Origin of the sequence: Pedobacter sp. (assembly GCF_041662865.1) — a bacterium.
Taxonomy (GTDB): Bacteria; Bacteroidota; Bacteroidia; order Sphingobacteriales; family Sphingobacteriaceae; genus Pedobacter.
The window spans coordinates 1-16,031 of record NZ_JBAZRL010000015.1 but is presented as its reverse complement, the minus strand read 5'-3'; the positions used below and the strand labels follow the sequence as shown (position 1 = coordinate 16,031).

General features: G+C 34.5%; 18 protein-coding genes. 5 read left to right on the top strand and 13 right to left on the bottom strand.

What is annotated here, in order from left to right; all coding sequences use genetic code 11:
• The first annotated feature begins 237 nt into the window (after positions 1-237).
• Genes WC622_RS07200 through WC622_RS07190 form a run of 3 tightly spaced genes read left to right on the top strand, consistent with a single transcriptional unit; the run spans position 238 to position 1,442 of the window.
• Entirely contained in the window at positions 238-870 is a 633-nt protein-coding gene (locus tag WC622_RS07200) for a peroxiredoxin (RefSeq protein WP_372818668.1), read from the top strand.
• 15 nt (positions 871-885) lie between these two features.
• On the top strand, positions 886-1,194 hold the full coding sequence (locus WC622_RS07195; protein ID WP_372818666.1) for a thioredoxin family protein: 309 nt from the start codon (positions 886-888) through the stop codon (positions 1,192-1,194).
• Positions 1,194-1,442, top strand: a complete 249-nt coding sequence (locus WC622_RS07190; RefSeq protein WP_182922871.1) for a DUF6952 family protein — start codon at positions 1,194-1,196, stop codon at positions 1,440-1,442. The genes WC622_RS07195 and WC622_RS07190 overlap by 1 nt, the downstream gene beginning before the upstream one ends.
• A 56-nt stretch (positions 1,443-1,498) precedes the next feature.
• Here WC622_RS07190 and WC622_RS07185 read toward each other — a convergent pair whose 3' ends face one another.
• The 7 genes from WC622_RS07185 to WC622_RS07155 form a co-directional block, all read right to left on the bottom strand.
• Entirely contained in the window at positions 1,499-2,413 is a 915-nt protein-coding gene (locus tag WC622_RS07185; protein WP_372818664.1) for an aromatic alcohol reductase, read from the bottom strand.
• A gap of 64 nt (positions 2,414-2,477) precedes the next feature.
• Entirely contained in the window at positions 2,478-2,927 is a 450-nt protein-coding gene (locus WC622_RS07180; protein ID WP_372818662.1) for a GNAT family N-acetyltransferase, read from the bottom strand.
• Positions 2,928-2,945: 18 nt separating this feature from the next.
• Positions 2,946-5,531: a phosphoenolpyruvate carboxylase gene (locus tag WC622_RS07175; protein ID WP_372818660.1), complete on the bottom strand. Its 2,586-nt coding sequence runs from the start codon at positions 5,529-5,531 to the stop codon at positions 2,946-2,948.
• Positions 5,532-5,894: 363 nt separating this feature from the next.
• Positions 5,895-7,442, bottom strand: coding sequence for a DHA2 family efflux MFS transporter permease subunit (locus tag WC622_RS07170; protein WP_372818658.1), 1,548 nt, complete (start codon positions 7,440-7,442; stop codon positions 5,895-5,897).
• A 2-nt stretch (positions 7,443-7,444) separates the two neighbouring features.
• Positions 7,445-8,533, bottom strand: a complete 1,089-nt coding sequence (locus WC622_RS07165) for an HlyD family secretion protein (RefSeq protein WP_372818656.1) — start codon at positions 8,531-8,533, stop codon at positions 7,445-7,447.
• A 25-nt stretch (positions 8,534-8,558) separates the two neighbouring features.
• A complete protein-coding gene (locus WC622_RS07160; RefSeq protein WP_372818654.1) occupies positions 8,559-9,875 on the bottom strand; it encodes a TolC family protein in 1,317 nt (438 codons plus the stop codon).
• Complete coding sequence (locus tag WC622_RS07155; RefSeq protein ID WP_372818652.1) at positions 9,872-10,525, bottom strand: TetR/AcrR family transcriptional regulator; 654 nt, start codon at positions 10,523-10,525, stop codon at positions 9,872-9,874. The genes WC622_RS07160 and WC622_RS07155 overlap by 4 nt, the downstream gene beginning before the upstream one ends.
• A gap of 379 nt (positions 10,526-10,904) precedes the next feature.
• On the opposite strand from WC622_RS07155, the gene WC622_RS07150 reads away from it, so the two are divergent.
• Both WC622_RS07150 and WC622_RS07145 read left to right on the top strand, forming a co-directional pair.
• Positions 10,905-11,027 (top strand): hypothetical protein, encoded by a 123-nt coding sequence (locus WC622_RS07150; RefSeq protein WP_372818650.1) that lies wholly within the window; start codon positions 10,905-10,907, stop codon positions 11,025-11,027.
• Between the two features lie 528 nt (positions 11,028-11,555).
• On the top strand, positions 11,556-12,164 hold the full coding sequence (locus WC622_RS07145) for a fibronectin type III domain-containing protein (protein WP_372818648.1): 609 nt from the start codon (positions 11,556-11,558) through the stop codon (positions 12,162-12,164).
• Between the two features lie 73 nt (positions 12,165-12,237).
• Here WC622_RS07145 and WC622_RS07140 read toward each other — a convergent pair whose 3' ends face one another.
• The 6 genes from WC622_RS07140 to WC622_RS07115 all read right to left on the bottom strand — a co-directional run.
• Entirely contained in the window at positions 12,238-12,681 is a 444-nt protein-coding gene (locus WC622_RS07140) for a hypothetical protein (protein ID WP_372818646.1), read from the bottom strand.
• A 96-nt stretch (positions 12,682-12,777) separates the two neighbouring features.
• Positions 12,778-13,242 (bottom strand): hypothetical protein, encoded by a 465-nt coding sequence (locus WC622_RS07135; RefSeq protein ID WP_372818644.1) that lies wholly within the window; start codon positions 13,240-13,242, stop codon positions 12,778-12,780.
• A 117-nt stretch (positions 13,243-13,359) separates the two neighbouring features.
• Positions 13,360-13,827: a hypothetical protein gene (locus WC622_RS07130; RefSeq protein WP_372818642.1), complete on the bottom strand. Its 468-nt coding sequence runs from the start codon at positions 13,825-13,827 to the stop codon at positions 13,360-13,362.
• A 130-nt stretch (positions 13,828-13,957) separates the two neighbouring features.
• Positions 13,958-14,413 (bottom strand): hypothetical protein, encoded by a 456-nt coding sequence (locus WC622_RS07125; RefSeq protein ID WP_372818641.1) that lies wholly within the window; start codon positions 14,411-14,413, stop codon positions 13,958-13,960.
• Between the two features lie 218 nt (positions 14,414-14,631).
• A complete protein-coding gene (locus WC622_RS07120; protein ID WP_372818640.1) occupies positions 14,632-15,387 on the bottom strand; it encodes a hypothetical protein in 756 nt (251 codons plus the stop codon).
• 5 nt (positions 15,388-15,392) lie between these two features.
• Positions 15,393-16,031, bottom strand: a 639-nt coding sequence (locus tag WC622_RS07115) for a hypothetical protein (RefSeq protein ID WP_372818639.1), incomplete at its 5' end; no start/stop codon positions are given.

Genomic DNA, 16,031 nt, shown 5'->3' with positions numbered 1-16,031 from the left:
TACTTTTGTAGTAGGATTGCTTCGTACCTCGCAATGACGAATACTTAAACCTGCGCATCTGTGGCTATTTTTTTTCCAAAATCGCAACCCATAATCTGATATAGATAAAAACTAATAACCCATATTAATTTATAGTTTTTGTCTATATGACTATCAACATTTAGTATATGAGATAAGCTAAACTCAGTTGTTTTAGAAGGCACATTGCCTTATCTTTGCAAAAAATTTAATTTATATATGGCTATAGTAGGTAAAAAATTCCCGAGCGTTAGTATTGATGCAATGTCTGAAATGGGCGATGATTTGAAGATCAATATATTTGAAGAAGCAGTAAATAAAAATTCTAAAGTATTGTTGTTCTGGTATCCAAAAGATTTCACTTTTGTTTGCCCAACAGAATTACATGCATTTCAAGCAGCATTACCTGATTTTGAAAAAAGAAATACAATCGTAATTGGTGCATCTTGCGATACAAATGAAGTTCACTTTGCATGGTTAAATACCGCAAAAGATAACGGTGGTATTGAAGGCGTTACCTATCCTATATTAGCGGATACACATAGACATTTAGCTAATATCTTAGGTATTTTAGATCAAGATGTTGAATATAACGAAGCAGGAGAAGAAGTGTTTTCCGGTTCTAACGTAACGTATAGAGCAACTTATTTAATTGATGAAACTGGTAAAGTATTCCACGAAAGTGTAAACGATATGCCATTAGGCAGAAACGTAAAAGAATATTTGCGTTTAATCGATGCATATAGCCACGTACAAAAACATGGCGAAGTTTGTCCAGCAAACTGGGAAGAAGGAAAAGAAGCAATGAACGCAAACAGAACTGGAGTTGCAGAATACCTAAGCGCTAACTAATTTAATCCAAATCTCATGTTTTTAGAATTAACAGAAGATAACCTTCAGCAACATTTGGCTGATAACAGCAAAGTGATGGTTCAATATGCAGCATCATGGTGTGGCAATTGCAGAATCATGAAGCCGAAGTTTAAAAAAATGGCATCAGAAAATGAAGAAGTTGCATTTTTAATTGTTGATGCTGAAAAATATCCTAACTCAAGAAAGTTTGCTAATGTTGATAATTTACCAACTTTCGCAGCTTTTGAAAACGGTGCATTGGTGGATCAAGTTCAAACGAATAAAGCCGAAGGATTAGCAGAATTATTTACAAAAATAAAGTAATGAAAATTCCAGTTATAAGACAGCTATTTCAAAATAGCACTCCAGAAAAATTGGAGGCGACATTAGAAGTTTTAGAGGCGTTTTGCGAGTTTAGAGGCGTAAGTGAAACTGAAGTTGATGTTGCAGGCGAAATGATTACCAATATTTGTGGAGCACTAGAAGTTCATCAAATGGTAAAAGATGGTGCAGTTGAAAAAGATGCATTGAATGCTTTCGGACAAAGAGTGATGGGATCAATTGATCGCTAACGATTAATAATCTAATCAAAATATAAAAAGACCCATAGATAAACTGTGGGTCTTTTTTAATTATCTGTAGTTTTGTGCTTTACTTCGCTCAATAGTAAATCTCTAACAGTTGTCCACTTTATTTGTGGGTAAAGATCGTTATCATACTCGGCTACTTTTGCTCTTCCACTCATCATATCCCTCATGTATTGCATACCTTGCCACGCCGGATAAAGTTCATGCTTTGCAGGATTAAAAAATTTGATGGGTTTAATCAGTGCCTGTAGAAATTTTAATCCTCCTGGCCTAAAGAGTTTAAATTGATGACCAGTTACTCCCCCTACAACTTTAGCCATTTCTCTCGGAGTAATTTGATCGCCAGCTATGTGGTAATAACGTAGAGATGATTCTGCTAATGCAACACAAGCGGTAAACTCAGCTGTGTTATCCATGGTGGTAAAATCAAGAGATTGATCTGCATTTCCCCAGTAAAGAAGTTTCTTTTGCTTAAATAAAATCATCGGTATTTTATCAGTAAGCATATCCATAAAAGTTCCATTAAAAATGCTTGTTGCTGCAATAGTAGTCTGACCTAAATACTGATGGAATTCACGTCTCAAATCTAAATTTCTATTTTCACCGTCTTCAAGGTTAGTAAAATCAATAGAGAAATCTGAAGGAATGAATCGCTTAACTCCAGCTGCGATTGCTGCATTTAATAATCTTTTCTGTCCATCGATAATTACGTCTCTAAGTCCTGACAATGCAGAGATTACACAATGTGCGTTTTTACAGGAATCTGTTAGTTGCTGACTGGATGAAAAATCTACTGTAATAATTTTTGCTCCTAAACTTGCTAATTCTTTTATTTTGACTGCGTCACTATTACTCCTGACTAGCGCATGTACAATGGCATCTTTTTCTCGTAAGGCTTTAATAATCCGTGTACCTAAGTTGCCTGTAGCCCCAGCAACAACAATGATTTTTTCCATGAAGTAATGATTTCATCAGCTATAACATTAGAATTTAATTATAGTTTGACCTTCAAAATTCTACTTATTTTTCTAAAATCATTTCTACATGCAGAATACCATCTTCTAAAAATTCTTCGCCCTGTGCTACAAAACCAAAACTTTCGTAAAACTTTTTAAGATAAAGTTGCGCACCTATCCTAATTTTATTGGTAGTGAAGGTTGCTAAAGTTTGTGGAATACTTTTTTCTAGTAAAGTAATGCCAATTCCTAAGCCTCTATACACAGGAGAAGTAATTACTCGTCCAATACTTGCTTCTTTAAATGAAATTCCGGGAGGAACTAGTCTAGCATAAGCAACCAAGATGTTATCATGCCAAGCCATTAAATGGAAAGATTTTAAATCCTTTCCATCCACATCTGGATAAACACAATTTTGTTCTACGACGAAAACCTCACTACGCGATTGTAAAATAGCATAAAGTTCTGTTGTTGTTAATTCATCAAAAGATTTGTAAACCCACGCTAATTCCATCAGTAAGAAATAACTTAATTAAGCCAAGTTCCGCCCTGCGTTAACAATACCATAAACTGTACGAATGGCTAATTTTTCATAAGCCTGTTGCTGCTCCTCGTTTAGTTTATGTTGCAATTTTTCTAAAGCATAATGCTGGATGAGTACTAAAGGCAAAATTATTTTCTCACGTACAGCGATAGAGCGTTTCTCTACGGGATAATTTTCCATTAAACTATGATGGCCAGCTAATTTCAATAACATGGTTTTAGAAAGCTCGAATTCCTCGTGTAAGGTTTTCCAGAATTCGCCGTATGTTTTGTCTTGGGCTAAATAAGCAGTTATGGTAAAATCAGATTTACTCATAGACATCATACAATTATCTATAATGGTTTTGAAGTACCCTGAATCCTGATAAGTTTTAGTTACTTGATCCCAATTACCAGCTTTTTCTTGATTTTTTAAAGCCGTTCCTATTCCATAAAAACCAGGTATATTTTGTTTCAACTGGCTCCAAGAAGTTACAAAGCTGATTGCTCTCAAATCTTCTAGTTTCAAGGCTTCGCCTGAATTTCTCTTCACTGGGCGACTACTGATTGTAATTTTAGAAAGTAAGCTTAACGGAGATAAAGTTTCCAAATAAGGTAAAAACAATGGGTGCTGACGTAAAGCTAAAAATGATTCATAGCTATCATTCGCCATCACTTCTAACGTATCGTAATTTTCTTTATCTAACAACACATTATGTTTTTCCTTTACACCTGCAGAAATACCCGCATTAATCAATTGTTCAATGTTAAAGGCAGCGCTATCTATAGAACCATATTGCGAACTAATCGTTTGTCCTTGTATGGTAAGCTGAATATTTTTGTTGGCGATTTCTTTACCCATTGATGCATAAAAACGATGTGTTTTACCACCGCCACGAGAAGGCGGGCCACCACGACCATCAAAGAATGCTAATTTGATATTGTGTTTTTCCGCAACTGTAGTTAAATCAACTTTCGCTTTAAAAATAGACCAGTTGGCCATTAAATATCCGCCATCTTTTGTGCTATCAGAAAAACCAAGCATAATATCTTGTTTTCCACCTCTAAGAGCTAAATGTTTTTGATAAAAAGGATGAGTATATAACGTTTCCATGATTTCGGCTGCGCCGGATAAATCATTTACTGTTTCAAAAAGAGGCACAAAATCAATCGTCAATTCGTCAGCTTCCCAACCATTCCATAAAAACAATTCAATCAATTGTAAAATATCACTGGCTTGTTGGCAATTACTAATAATAAAACGGTGACAAGCCATTTCGCCGTTGCTCTGTTGCATTTCTTTAATTTGAGCAATGGTTTGTAGCGTATCTTCAATTAAACTGCTTTGTTCGCCGCTGTAAATAATTTTAGCGTTTCTAAATGAAAGTGCTTTTATTTTTTCCTCTTCTGATAACTCATCATAATTCTCACTAAACAGGGCATTAATTGGTTTTTGTTGACGGCAATATGCATGCACATCACGCAAAATACGGCTATCTTGTCTAATATCTAAGGATGCAAAATGACAACGATACAATTCTACTTTGCGTAATAGATCATCTACTAAATCAGCAAAAAGCCCATCATGGTCGTTGGTTAAAATGTCCTCAATTTTATGAAGGTTTTCTAATAAGAAATCCGAAATATCTTCTGGCTCTAAATTGCTATCGAAGGCATTTTTATACAATACATCTTGTAAAACGGCAATGGCATCTTCAACACCTCTAAAGGTAATACGTCGTTTTATGTTTCTAAAATCACGGTAATAACATCTAAATAAAATTTGACGGAGCATTTTTGAAACCTGCAATGTTGTTTCTGGATGCACATTTGGATTCCCATCTCTATCGCCACCCGGCCAAAAACCTAATTCAATAATTTTTTTAGGATCGATATGGTATTCACTCAATAGCTGATTCAATCCAGATTGGATATTTGCTGCGGCGAAATAAAATACGTTTTCTAAATACCATGCTAAACTTAAGGCTTCATCAACAGGAGTTGGAGATTTTTTATTGAAGAAAGGCGTTTTGCCCAATTGTTGCAACAACTGATTAATGGTACTGATATCGTTTTTCTTAATGGCTAGGGTTAAATCATTGATAATGGCTAATACGCTGCCAGGGTAAAACTGTGTTGGGTGAGCGGTTAAAACCAAGCGTAAAGAAAAGTCTTCGATAAGTTGGTCGACTTTGTGATGTAGGTTTTTATTGTCGTTTGCCTTTAAAAATAGCGCTCTTAATGAGCTCTGTTCGTCTGTAATATTTAACTTATTAAATGAAGCGTCTTCTACTGCATCAAACAATACAACTTGTCTTTCTATATACTGAATAAACCTGAAAAGTAAATCAATAATGTCTTTTGAATTGGTATTTGGGGTATATTTCTTAAAAAAATCTTCAATCAGCTTTGCTGGAGTTTCATGATGCTTTACACCTTCTTCGCAACTTTTAATAAACAACGGCAATAAGGTTCCAGTATCTTTTACCTTATAAAATGGAAGGGTTAAGAAAAGGCTATTGTATAACTCGAAACGAGAGATAACCTCGTTGTTAAAAATTGATTCTCGCTGACTAGTAGGTTGGTGTGCTTGCATGTTGGTAAGGTAAGGATATTGCGCTTTACCAACAAAAATAATACAAAAAGGAAGAAAAAGTTAATATTTATAAATTTTGAACTTTTATAAATAAGTCTTATCTTGTGTTTTATTAAAGGTTAAACAAATCTTTTAAAAGTATCCGCAAGATTTTTGTAAGAAAACTCTTGTACAAATTGTTAATTTTTTGGGAAAAAAAGTCCCGGCATTTATGTCGGGACTTTTTTATTTACCATTAATCTACCTCCTTTGCGTCATTCCCGTGAAAGCGGGAAGGGCTCAGCATAGCTAATCTTAAAGCCATATTGCTTTTCAATAGCATTACGATACCCAATCGAGTTGGGTATGACGATAGAGCTAAGGCTAGTGAGCATCTACTGGTATGTTGGTGTTCTTTTTAAACTTTTGCAGGTACAGCAAAGGAATAGAAAATAACATAATCAGCCCGGCTACCCAATACGCATCGTTGTAAGTAAGCAACATGGTTTGCTTAATCACAGATCCTTCAATTGCTTTCATTGCCATTAGTTTCGCGTCTAAATAAGAAGCGCCCCTTGCCATGAAATTGCTAATCAAGCCATTTAGCTTTTGCGTAAATGAAGGATTATATTCGTTGATATTCGTTAATAAATTACTTCTGTGAAAGCCAGCACGAACGTGGATAAGTGTAGTTAATGCGGCAATTCCGAAAGAACCACCTAATTGTCTACTCATATTGTTTAATCCAGACCCTTGTCCAATTTCAGGGCCCTTTAAATCTTGCATGGCCAACGTTGTTAAAGGAACAAACAATAATGCCATTCCGAAACCCCTAATCACCAATGGCCAGAAAAAGTCACCAGTTCCAGAAGCTAAGGTTGATTTACTCAACATCCAACAGAAAACAAAGAACAAGAACATACCACCTGTAGCCATAAATTGTGCTGGAACTCCTTTCTTAAGCATGATACCAATAAATGGCATCATGGAAATGGTACAAATACCACCTGCAATAAATAGTTTTCCTGTTTGTAGCGGCGTAAACCCTAATAGATTTTGTGCAAAAACCGGGAAAACAAACACAGAGCCATATAGCCCAAATCCTAAAATGAAGGAAGTAAACATCCCAATGGAGAAACTCCTTTTCTTCATGATCTTAAGATTTACAATTGGATGGTCGGTACTTAGCTCTCGCCAAATAAATAACAGCAAACCAAAAACTGAAGTTGCAGCTAACACAACAATGTATGGAGTCGAAAACCAATCTTCGCTTTCACCTTTTTCTAATAAGGTTTGCAAACTACCAACGGCAACAGCTAATAATCCTATACCGTACCAATCTACTGGTTTTCCCTTTCCGTCTTTTGGCGTCTCTCGAATAAACGTGATCGTACAATAGGCGGCGAGTATCCCGACGGGAATGTTCACATAAAAAATCCAAGGCCAATCGGCAATCTCTAAAATGTAACCACCAATTGTTGGTCCAACTGTTGGGCCTACAACCGCACCTAAACCAAATAGAGCAGTTGCAATACCCACATCTTCACGTGGCCAAGTTTCTATTAGGATTGCCTGAGCTGTAGAAATCAATCCACCACCTGCTAATCCTTGCAAAATCCTAAACAGAATCAATTCATTTAAGGATGTTGCATTACCACACAAAAAAGAAACGACTGTAAAAACGATAATGGAGGTTAAGAAATAATTTTTACGACCAAAGCGACTGCCCAACCAACCCGACATAGGCAAGATGATTACATTCGCAACGGCGTAACCTGTAGATAACCAAGCGATGTCCTCGAGGGTTGCGCCTAAGTTACCTTGTATTTGAGGAATTGCTACGTTTACAATCGTAGTATCAATCAGCTCCAACAGCGAAGCCGTGATTACGGTAAACGTAATAATCCATTTTTTAAAACCTACTTCGGCCATTGTTAGTTATTTATAGATACAGAAACTTTCACGCTCATTCCTGGACGTAATTTTTCTAATAATTCTTTGTCCTTACCTAAAAATTTGATTTTTACAGGCACACGTTGTACCACTTTCACAAAGTTACCAGTTGCATTATCTGGAGGTAACAAAGAACCTTTTGCGCCGGTAATTGGTGAAAAATTGTAAACCTCTCCTTCAATTGGCTGATCTTCGTAAGCATCCACAGTAACTTTAACTTTAGAACCCACTTTAATTTTTTCTAATTGTGTTTCTTTAAAATTCGCAGTTACGTATAAGCTGTTTTCATTCACAATAGCGAATAAAGATTGGCCAGGTTGAACTAATTGCCCTTTTTGAACATTCTTTTTAGAAACAATTCCTGTTGCAGGAGCTTTAATTTGAGTATATGATAATTGCAGTTTAGCAAAATCTACATCAGATTGACGTTGACTTACGCCAGAACTGCTCACGCCCAATTGAGATTGAGTTGTACCAACCTGTTTAACAGCTGCATTATATTGATCTACCGCTGCTTGATAAGCTGCTTGAGCCGATGCTTTTGCAGCTTCTGCTGATTCTTTATTAGCCTTTGCTTGATCGAAAGCTTGTTGTGTGATGGCGCCATCTTTTATCAAGTTTGCATAACGATTAAAATCTTTCTGCGCTAAATTTAACTTCACATTTGCAGCTTGAACATTTGATTGTGCCGCTTGGATGTTGGCTTTTGCAGTACTTGTGTTTGCCGATGTTGCTGCAATTTGTGCTTGCGTAACGCCAACACCTGCATTTGCACCAACCTGACCAGCTTGTGCTTGCTCTAATTTAATTTTGTAATCACTATCATCTAAGGTTACTAAAACCTGATCTTGAGTTACTTTTGTGTTTTCTTCAAAATTAATATCCTTTACATATCCGCCTACGCGTGCTACTACCGGACTAATATCTCCGTCAATTTGTGCATCGTCTGTATCAACGTGTTTGCTAGCATACATATATTCACTAATACCTAATGCTGCACCAGCAACTACCAAAATTGCTAATACGATTGGTAAAACTTTATTTTTCTTTTTTTCTGGCTTTGTTGTCATTGTCTTTTATGTTGTTATGGTTATATTATTGAGAAATTTTTCCTGTTGATTTTAATAAAGTATAGTAAGCTAGCTTCGCATCGGCTTTTGCCAATTCTAAATTGATTTTAGCTTGATATAAAAGTGTTTCAGCATCAATTCTGTCCGTAGCAGAAGCGATGTTGTTTTTATATTTCGATTCTAATAATCTGTCGTTTTCAGTTGCTTGCGCAATAGAAGTTTCTAAAATGTTAATTCGTTGTACTGCTAGATTGTAATTCTGATAGTTTTTATTCAACTCTGTTTTTACATTATCCGATAACACCTCTTTTTGTAAACCGATTTCCTTCTGTTGGATTTTTGCTTCCGCTACTTTGTTCTTGTTGTTCCATAAAGAAGCTACATTCCAAGAAATGGTTGCCCCAACGGTAACTGGCATAATAAACTGCTCTGAAGGAGGGATAAAACTGCCACTCGGATTAATGTAATATAAGTTTGCACCCACACCAATGGTAGGTCTAGTGTTTGCCTTAACGGTTTTGATATTAAAGTCTGCAACTTTATTTTGCAAATCTAATTGTTGCAATTCCTGACGGTTTGCAAAAGCAGTGCTGATGTAGGTACTTAAAGGCTGTACTGTTTGTAAAGGCAAGTCGCTTTCGGCAATTGCAACTTCAGTATCTTCAGGTAAACCTAAAAGGATATCTAAATTGTAATTGATGATTTTGCGATTGTTTTCAATTTCTAAGTCCGTCAATGAAACATTGGCTTGTTGCAATTGAAATCTTAATACATCATTTTTAGTGACAATGCCTTGCTCAAAAAAGCGTTGTGCTTGTTTCAACTGACTTGCAATTGCTCCTAAATTTTGAGCAACTACCTTTTTGCTTTGCATTACTTTAAAAAGAGAAAAGTACGTGTTGATTACCGCATAGCTAACTTCTTCCTTGTTTTTATCGGCATCTAAGCGAGCAACATCAGTTAATAATTTGGTGCTTTCTTGTGCGTATTTATATTTGCCACCACCATAAATAACTTCCTGAATGGCTGCGGTACCTACAAAGGCATCAGCTCTGCTTGGTAAATGAATTGGATTGCCACCACCAATACTTAGCGTGTTTGTAGGAATTTCGGCATGATTGTATAAAAAACTTGCAGAAGCACTCGGCAACACATTGTCTTTTACAACAGCAAGCCTTGCTACAGCTTCATCAATTTTATTTTGAGAAAGTTTTAAGTTTTTGCTATTGGCAACACCTAAATCAATGGCTTCTTGTAGGGTAAGTTTTTTAACTGTTTGCGCATTAACTACAAGCGGCAGTAGTAATGCAGTTAAGAGGGTTTTAAATTTATTAGTTATCATTTATTTGGGATTATTATATAAGATTGTACGAGGTGTTGTAAAAATGCCGACAAGCGTTGGCGAAGTTCTTCGCGTTGTTTATCGTTATCTATATCAAATTTCGGGTCATCTATCACCTTATCTGGTTGTGAAGAGACAGAAGTAATTGCGCCGAAAATGGTAGCGATAAGCATACGACCATCTACTTCTTTAAAACTGCCATCTTTTACGCCGTCTGCAATAATTTCTTCTATTACGAGGCGGTTTTCTCTTATCGCATCTTTTATTTTGCTGTATATTTCTGGTCGTTGACCTAATGAAAGTTCTCTTTGCATCATTCTATGAAAGCAAACATTAGAGAAAATCTTTCTAGTGTATTGGTCAATCACTTTCATTAGCTTCTCTACCGGAGATACCTGAAGCTCGCTTATTTCCTTCAATGTTGATTTGTGCCCAGAAATACGTGCTTCCATAATTTCTAGAAAGACGCCCTCTTTACTTCCAAAGTAGTAATTAATCATCGCCATGTTGGCGCCCGATTCCTTAGCAATTTGACGAGTAGAAGTACCCTCGAAACCAAATTCAGAAAACAACATTTCTGCCGCTCTAAGGATGTCAGTTTTTTTATCAGTTTTTTCCATTAGTCTTTTTGATGGGTCAAAGTTAATCAATCGATTGATTAACTTCCAAATGTTTTTGATGTGGTTTTACAATTGGATGATAATTATGTAGCGTAATTAGGATGAACTGTCGTCTTTGCGAGCGTAGCGTGGCAATCTCCCGCTAGTAATTAACCTATAGATATAAAGCTCTTTCTTCTTGTTAAAGTTTAATTTTCTATTAACAAGTTTTCGTAATTGTAAAACATAATTAACTGATAGTTAATTAATTAACTAATAAATTATTTGTATTGTTTCTTCTTTATCTATACTTTAGGAAAAGAAGAAATGGATGGTTTTTGCAAAACAATCAACCTTGCTTTTACCAGTTCCAGTGGTCAGATACATCTTGCTCTGGGACAGAAATAACCGGTATAAATGAAAAATTTAAATGATGATTAATCTTTTAATAGAAACAAACTTGTTCTCTTTATTTGGTGTAGTACCAGAAAAAAGAGCACGGCTCCCACCAAATGAAATAACCTTAAAAAGTGATCATACGGCTGAAGAATAATCGTTATAAGTTAGCTTGAAACAATTGTCAATTGCTTTTAATTGATTGACAACCGTCAAAAGAAATTAAACAACTGTATTTTTTGAATTGACAACTGTCAAAAGAAATTAAACAATTGTATTTTTTGAATTGACAACCGTCAAAAGAAAATAAACAACTGTATTTTTTGAATTGACAACTGTCAAAAGAAAATAAACAACTGTATTTTTTGAATTGACAACCGTCAAAAAGAAATAAACGACTGTATTTTTTGGATTGACAACCGTCAAAAGAAAATAAACAACTGTATTTTTTGAATTGACAACCGTCAAAAAGAAATAAACGACTGTATTTTTTAAATTGACAACCGTCAAAAGAAAATAAACAACTGTATTTAATTCATTGTTGAGCGTTGCTAGGCTATAAACATACCTAAAACAAGATTATACATTCATCATAAAACAATTTATCTATCAATTTCATATCCTTCTGTTTATTCTTTATGCTGTTTAATTGGCGTAAAGGTAAATAAAGCTTAAAAAACAAACTATGAGTAAACCAAAAATTACAACGGGCTTTAGCCGTTACCATAAAACAGAACTAGATGTTAAAGCAAAATTTATTGTCGACAGTATGACAGACAATCCAAATTTTGTAACTCCTGTTCCTTCATTAGCTGAGGTTACAGCGGCAACTACCGCTTACATCGAAGCCTTGAGTAATGCCGAAGGCGGAGGAAAATCTCAACTAGCAATAAGAAATCAAACTCGCGATAACCTAGAGACGATGTTAGAAAAACTAGCGCTCTATGTTGAAGCGTATGGTAAAAATGACGAAGTAATTTTGCTAAGTTCTGGATTTACCCTTGCGAAAGGATTTAGTCCGATTGGTATTTTAACAAAGCCAGAAAGGTTTACGGTACAGCCTAAAGAAAAGGGCACTATAAATTTAAAATTGGCCGCTATACATGGTGCAAGTAGTTACCAGTTTGAATATCGTGTTCTAGGTGATGAGACATGGATTATCTCTGTGCAAAGCAAAAGCTCGTTGTCCTTAACTAATTTACAAAGCGGCTCGCAATATGAGTTTAGAGTAGCTGGCATAGGCAGCGCCAAAGGACGAATTTATAGCGATGAACTTAGAAGCTTTGTGTTATAAGAAAGGAGTAATAGTATTAATGTAAAAAGCCACTTGAAAGAGTGGCTTTTGTGTTTTGAGCCATGCTAATTTCCTAATATATATCTTTTACAAGCTGCTTGCCATAAAAGGTTGCTTCTGCAGGGAGCCATTCTCCATTACTTTTGTTATACAAATCAGATACATCAGTATATAAGGAAATGGGCTTTTCAAATGTAATATATATTGCTTTAGCCTTAATTCGCTTTTCCCATTTGGTTCTAATTAATGCTTTTTCTTCAAAATAGATAAATATGCCATTAATTTGACCAACTTTTTTACCCCCAACAAAGTCGTACGATTTTATGTTTACTTTCAATTTAGCTAGGAGATGTTTAAGCTCTCTATGCTGAAATTTAGCTTTATTATCAACAAATGTATCTTTCAGATATTTAACTGTATCCTGAACAGTTTGGTAGTTCTCTTTAAGGTTAGATGAACCGTTTAGGTTTAACATAATGTAGCTGCTAAGTATAGCAACAATAAATAATTTTATCATAATTTTAGTTACAAGGTTGAAGTTTAAGATTACGGAGCTAACTTGAAAAAAGCCACCGAAAAGAGTGACTTTTTTACTATTTGAATTGGATAGCTTTTAATTTCCTGAAACTATATCCTTTACTAGCTGGTTGCCATAAAAGGCTGCTTCTGCAGGGAGCCATTCTCCATTACTTTTATTATACAAATCAGATACATCTGTATATAAGGAAACAGGCTTTTCAAATGAAATATACATTTTTTTAACTCTAATTTGGTTTCCTCTTTTTACCTTAATTAATGCTTGTCCTTCAAAATAGATAAATATACCTTGAATTTCACCTACCTTTTTCCCTCTTACAAAGTCGTAAGATTTTATGTTTAATTTTAACTTAGCTAGGAGGCATTTTAGTTCTCTGTGTTGAAATTTTGTCTTATTATTAACAAAATTATCCTTCAGGTATTTAGTTGTATCCTGAGCAGTTTGCTGAGTAGTTTGGTAATTACCTTTAAGGTTAAATGAACCTGTTAAGTTTAAGGTTGTGTAGATGCCAAGTACAGCAACAATAAATAATTTTGTCATAATTTTAGTTACAAGGTTGAGGTTTAAGATTACGGAGCTAATTTGAAAAAAGTCACTCTTCTGAGTGGCTTTTTTCCTTTTTGAATTAGCTCAGAATTTATTTGAATTAGATAGCTGCTAATTTCCAGAAACTATATCTTTTACAAGCCGCTTTCCGTAAAAGGCTACTTCTGCAGGAAGCCATTTCCCATTACTTTCTATATGCAAATTAGTTGCGTCTTCACATATAGAAATTGGTTTTTCAAATTCAATATATATTGAATTTACTTTAATTTTTTTCTCCCATTTACTCTTGATTAATGGCCTTTCCTCAAAATAGATTAATATTCCTTTTTTTTCACCTACTATTTTTAGGTTCCTTACAAGAACGTACGATTTTACGTTTAACTTCAATTTAGCTAGAAGGTATTTTAGTTTCCTATGCTGAAATTTTACCTTTTTATTAATAAAATTATCTTCCAAGTATTTGGCTGTATCCTGAGCAACTTGATATGTAGTTTGATAATTGTCTTTAAGATTAGTTGAACCGTTTAGGTTTAATATAGTGTAAATGCTAAGTATAGCAACAATAAATAGTTTTGTCATAATTTTAGTTTTGATATTATTATCGAGTTTGTAGGCTTGTATTAATTTGAAAAAAGCCACTCAGAAGAGTGACTTTTTTGCTTTTTGAATTAGTTGAGAATTTATTTGAAGTTGATAGCTGCTAACTTTTCTAAAATATATCTTTTACAAGTTGCTTGCCATAGAAGGCTGCTTCCGCCGAAAGCCATTTCCCATTACTTTTTTTATACAAATCAGTTACATCTGTATATAAGGAAACAGGTTTTTCAAATTCAATATAAACTGCCTTAACCCTGTTATTCTTTTCCATTTTTATCTTAATCAGTGCTATTTCTTCAAAATAGATAAAAATACCTTGAATTTCACCTGGTTTTTTTCCCCTTACAAAGCCATACGATTTTACGTTTAATTTCAATTTAGATAAAAGGTATTTTAATTCTTTGTGCTGAAATTTTGTCTTGTTAATAACAAAATTATCTTTGAGGTATTTAGTTGTATCCTGAGCAGTTTGCTGGTTAGTTTGATAATTACCATTAATAGTAGATGAACCGCTTAGGTTTAAGATAGTGTAGATGCTAAGTATAGCAACAATAAATAGTTTTGTCATAATTTTAGTTACAAGGTGTTACAGTATAATAAGTTACTCCGTCAAGTATATATTTTGAATAATGTAGGGCTTTCCAATTGCCATTAGAATCCTTTTTTAATAGCGTAGCTCCTCCCATGGCCAAGCTCATTAATCTGGTAGTTGCACAACTGGTTTATAAGGTTCGTATTGATTGAATAAACCCCACTCAATTGAGTAAGGTTTATTTATTTGAGAATCTATTTAAGGCTTAGTTCTTTGCTGTCATTTTTAAAACGATTTATAAGCTTTATATAGTTTCTATTATCCTGCGATTTTATCTTTTCTATTTGCATTGAAACCTCCAGTTTTTGCCATAGAGACCTATCTTTCTTATTTTGCGGTGTGAAAACAAATAATATCTTCCATAATTTACTATTATTTTGTTTATCTAATGTTGGTGAAAACGAGAAATTTATGCCCTTTAAATTATAATCATAATATTTATATACTGTATCTGGATCTGTTAAAATTTTCTTTTTCACATCGTATTTTTCAAGTGTTATGTTATTTGTTTTTTTATTTCGAACAATTAATGCTCGCTTCCCGAATACATAACTATAAATACCCTTCATCGAATCGTGTATTGCTAATGCTTTCAACAATGAATCAACAGGGTATTTTTTAGTATTGCCGAAACAATCATAACTAATTCCATAATTGAGGTTCTTCTTGGCAACATAATAAGTAATAATAGTATCTACTGGAATAAATTTTGTAACCGTGTCCTTCGTTTTTGAATGATCTACTTCCAATCTAACAGATGACACGTTATACAATGTGTATTCTTTATAGTATGCTATTTCAAAACTTCCACTTTTCGTATTTATAATCTGATTTTTATTAAATAGTTTTTCTGCGTTGGTATATTTAATTACAGTTATATTTTGGGCTAATTGACCCTGGGTTTCTTTAGTTAAAAGAAAAATAAAAATTATATAAAGTAGAATTCTCATAATAATTAATAATTCGATCCAATTTCTGCTGCTCTCCAAACGCTGGAAGAATTGAAGGTTCCTGTATACCAAACAGTCACCCAGCCTCCGCTTGTTTGTGACGTACGCCCCTCTTTATATGTCAAATTAACAGTTTTTTGTGCGTCAGTACCTAAAATAGATGTGTTAATGAGGTTCATTTCTGGAAAACCAGAAATAATATTTCCTACTCCACTAGTGTTTAGATGATCCAAACTCTCAAACTTCCAGTTTGCACTTACAGATGCCTTTACAACAATTGCTTTTTCGTTACTCAGAAAGTTAAAAGCACCACCTAAAGTTTTATGAAAGAACCAAGTTAAGTTTGCTGCTTTTTTTACAGAATCAGAACTTAATATTGTTACTACATGTTCCTCATCTGTTGGTGTTCCCCAATCCATTTGTTCATTGTTTGGAGGATCTCCTGGCCCACCGCCACCACCTTCTGGAGGCGTACCATCGCCACCACACTCTATAAGATAAGCATTCATAGGGTCTTCGCATGGGTCACCATCCCAGCACATCTCATAAGAGCCTACTTCTTCTTTATATGGTGGGTCGCAGAAAAAAGGAACCTGGCTATCGCCTTCGTAATAACAAATTTGAAACCACTCATATAAAATAAC

Coding starts and splice junctions, on each gene's coding strand:
- WC622_RS07200 (WP_372818668.1), top strand. CDS start 238: ATGGCTATAGTAGGTAAAAAATTCCCGAGCGTTAGTATTGATGCAATG.
- WC622_RS07195 (WP_372818666.1), top strand. CDS start 886: ATGTTTTTAGAATTAACAGAAGATAACCTTCAGCAACATTTGGCTGAT.
- WC622_RS07190 (WP_182922871.1), top strand. CDS start 1,194: ATGAAAATTCCAGTTATAAGACAGCTATTTCAAAATAGCACTCCAGAA.
- WC622_RS07185 (WP_372818664.1), bottom strand. CDS start 2,413: ATGGAAAAAATCATTGTTGTTGCTGGGGCTACAGGCAACTTAGGTACA.
- WC622_RS07180 (WP_372818662.1), bottom strand. CDS start 2,927: ATGGAATTAGCGTGGGTTTACAAATCTTTTGATGAATTAACAACAACA.
- WC622_RS07175 (WP_372818660.1), bottom strand. CDS start 5,531: ATGCAAGCACACCAACCTACTAGTCAGCGAGAATCAATTTTTAACAAC.
- WC622_RS07170 (WP_372818658.1), bottom strand. CDS start 7,442: ATGGCCGAAGTAGGTTTTAAAAAATGGATTATTACGTTTACCGTAATC.
- WC622_RS07165 (WP_372818656.1), bottom strand. CDS start 8,533: ATGACAACAAAGCCAGAAAAAAAGAAAAATAAAGTTTTACCAATCGTA.
- WC622_RS07160 (WP_372818654.1), bottom strand. CDS start 9,875: ATGATAACTAATAAATTTAAAACCCTCTTAACTGCATTACTACTGCCG.
- WC622_RS07150 (WP_372818650.1), top strand. CDS start 10,905: ATGATGATTAATCTTTTAATAGAAACAAACTTGTTCTCTTTATTTGGT.
- WC622_RS07145 (WP_372818648.1), top strand. CDS start 11,556: ATGAGTAAACCAAAAATTACAACGGGCTTTAGCCGTTACCATAAAACA.
- WC622_RS07140 (WP_372818646.1), bottom strand. CDS start 12,681: ATGATAAAATTATTTATTGTTGCTATACTTAGCAGCTACATTATGTTA.
- WC622_RS07135 (WP_372818644.1), bottom strand. CDS start 13,242: ATGACAAAATTATTTATTGTTGCTGTACTTGGCATCTACACAACCTTA.
- WC622_RS07130 (WP_372818642.1), bottom strand. CDS start 13,827: ATGACAAAACTATTTATTGTTGCTATACTTAGCATTTACACTATATTA.
- WC622_RS07125 (WP_372818641.1), bottom strand. CDS start 14,413: ATGACAAAACTATTTATTGTTGCTATACTTAGCATCTACACTATCTTA.
- WC622_RS07120 (WP_372818640.1), bottom strand. CDS start 15,387: ATGAGAATTCTACTTTATATAATTTTTATTTTTCTTTTAACTAAAGAA.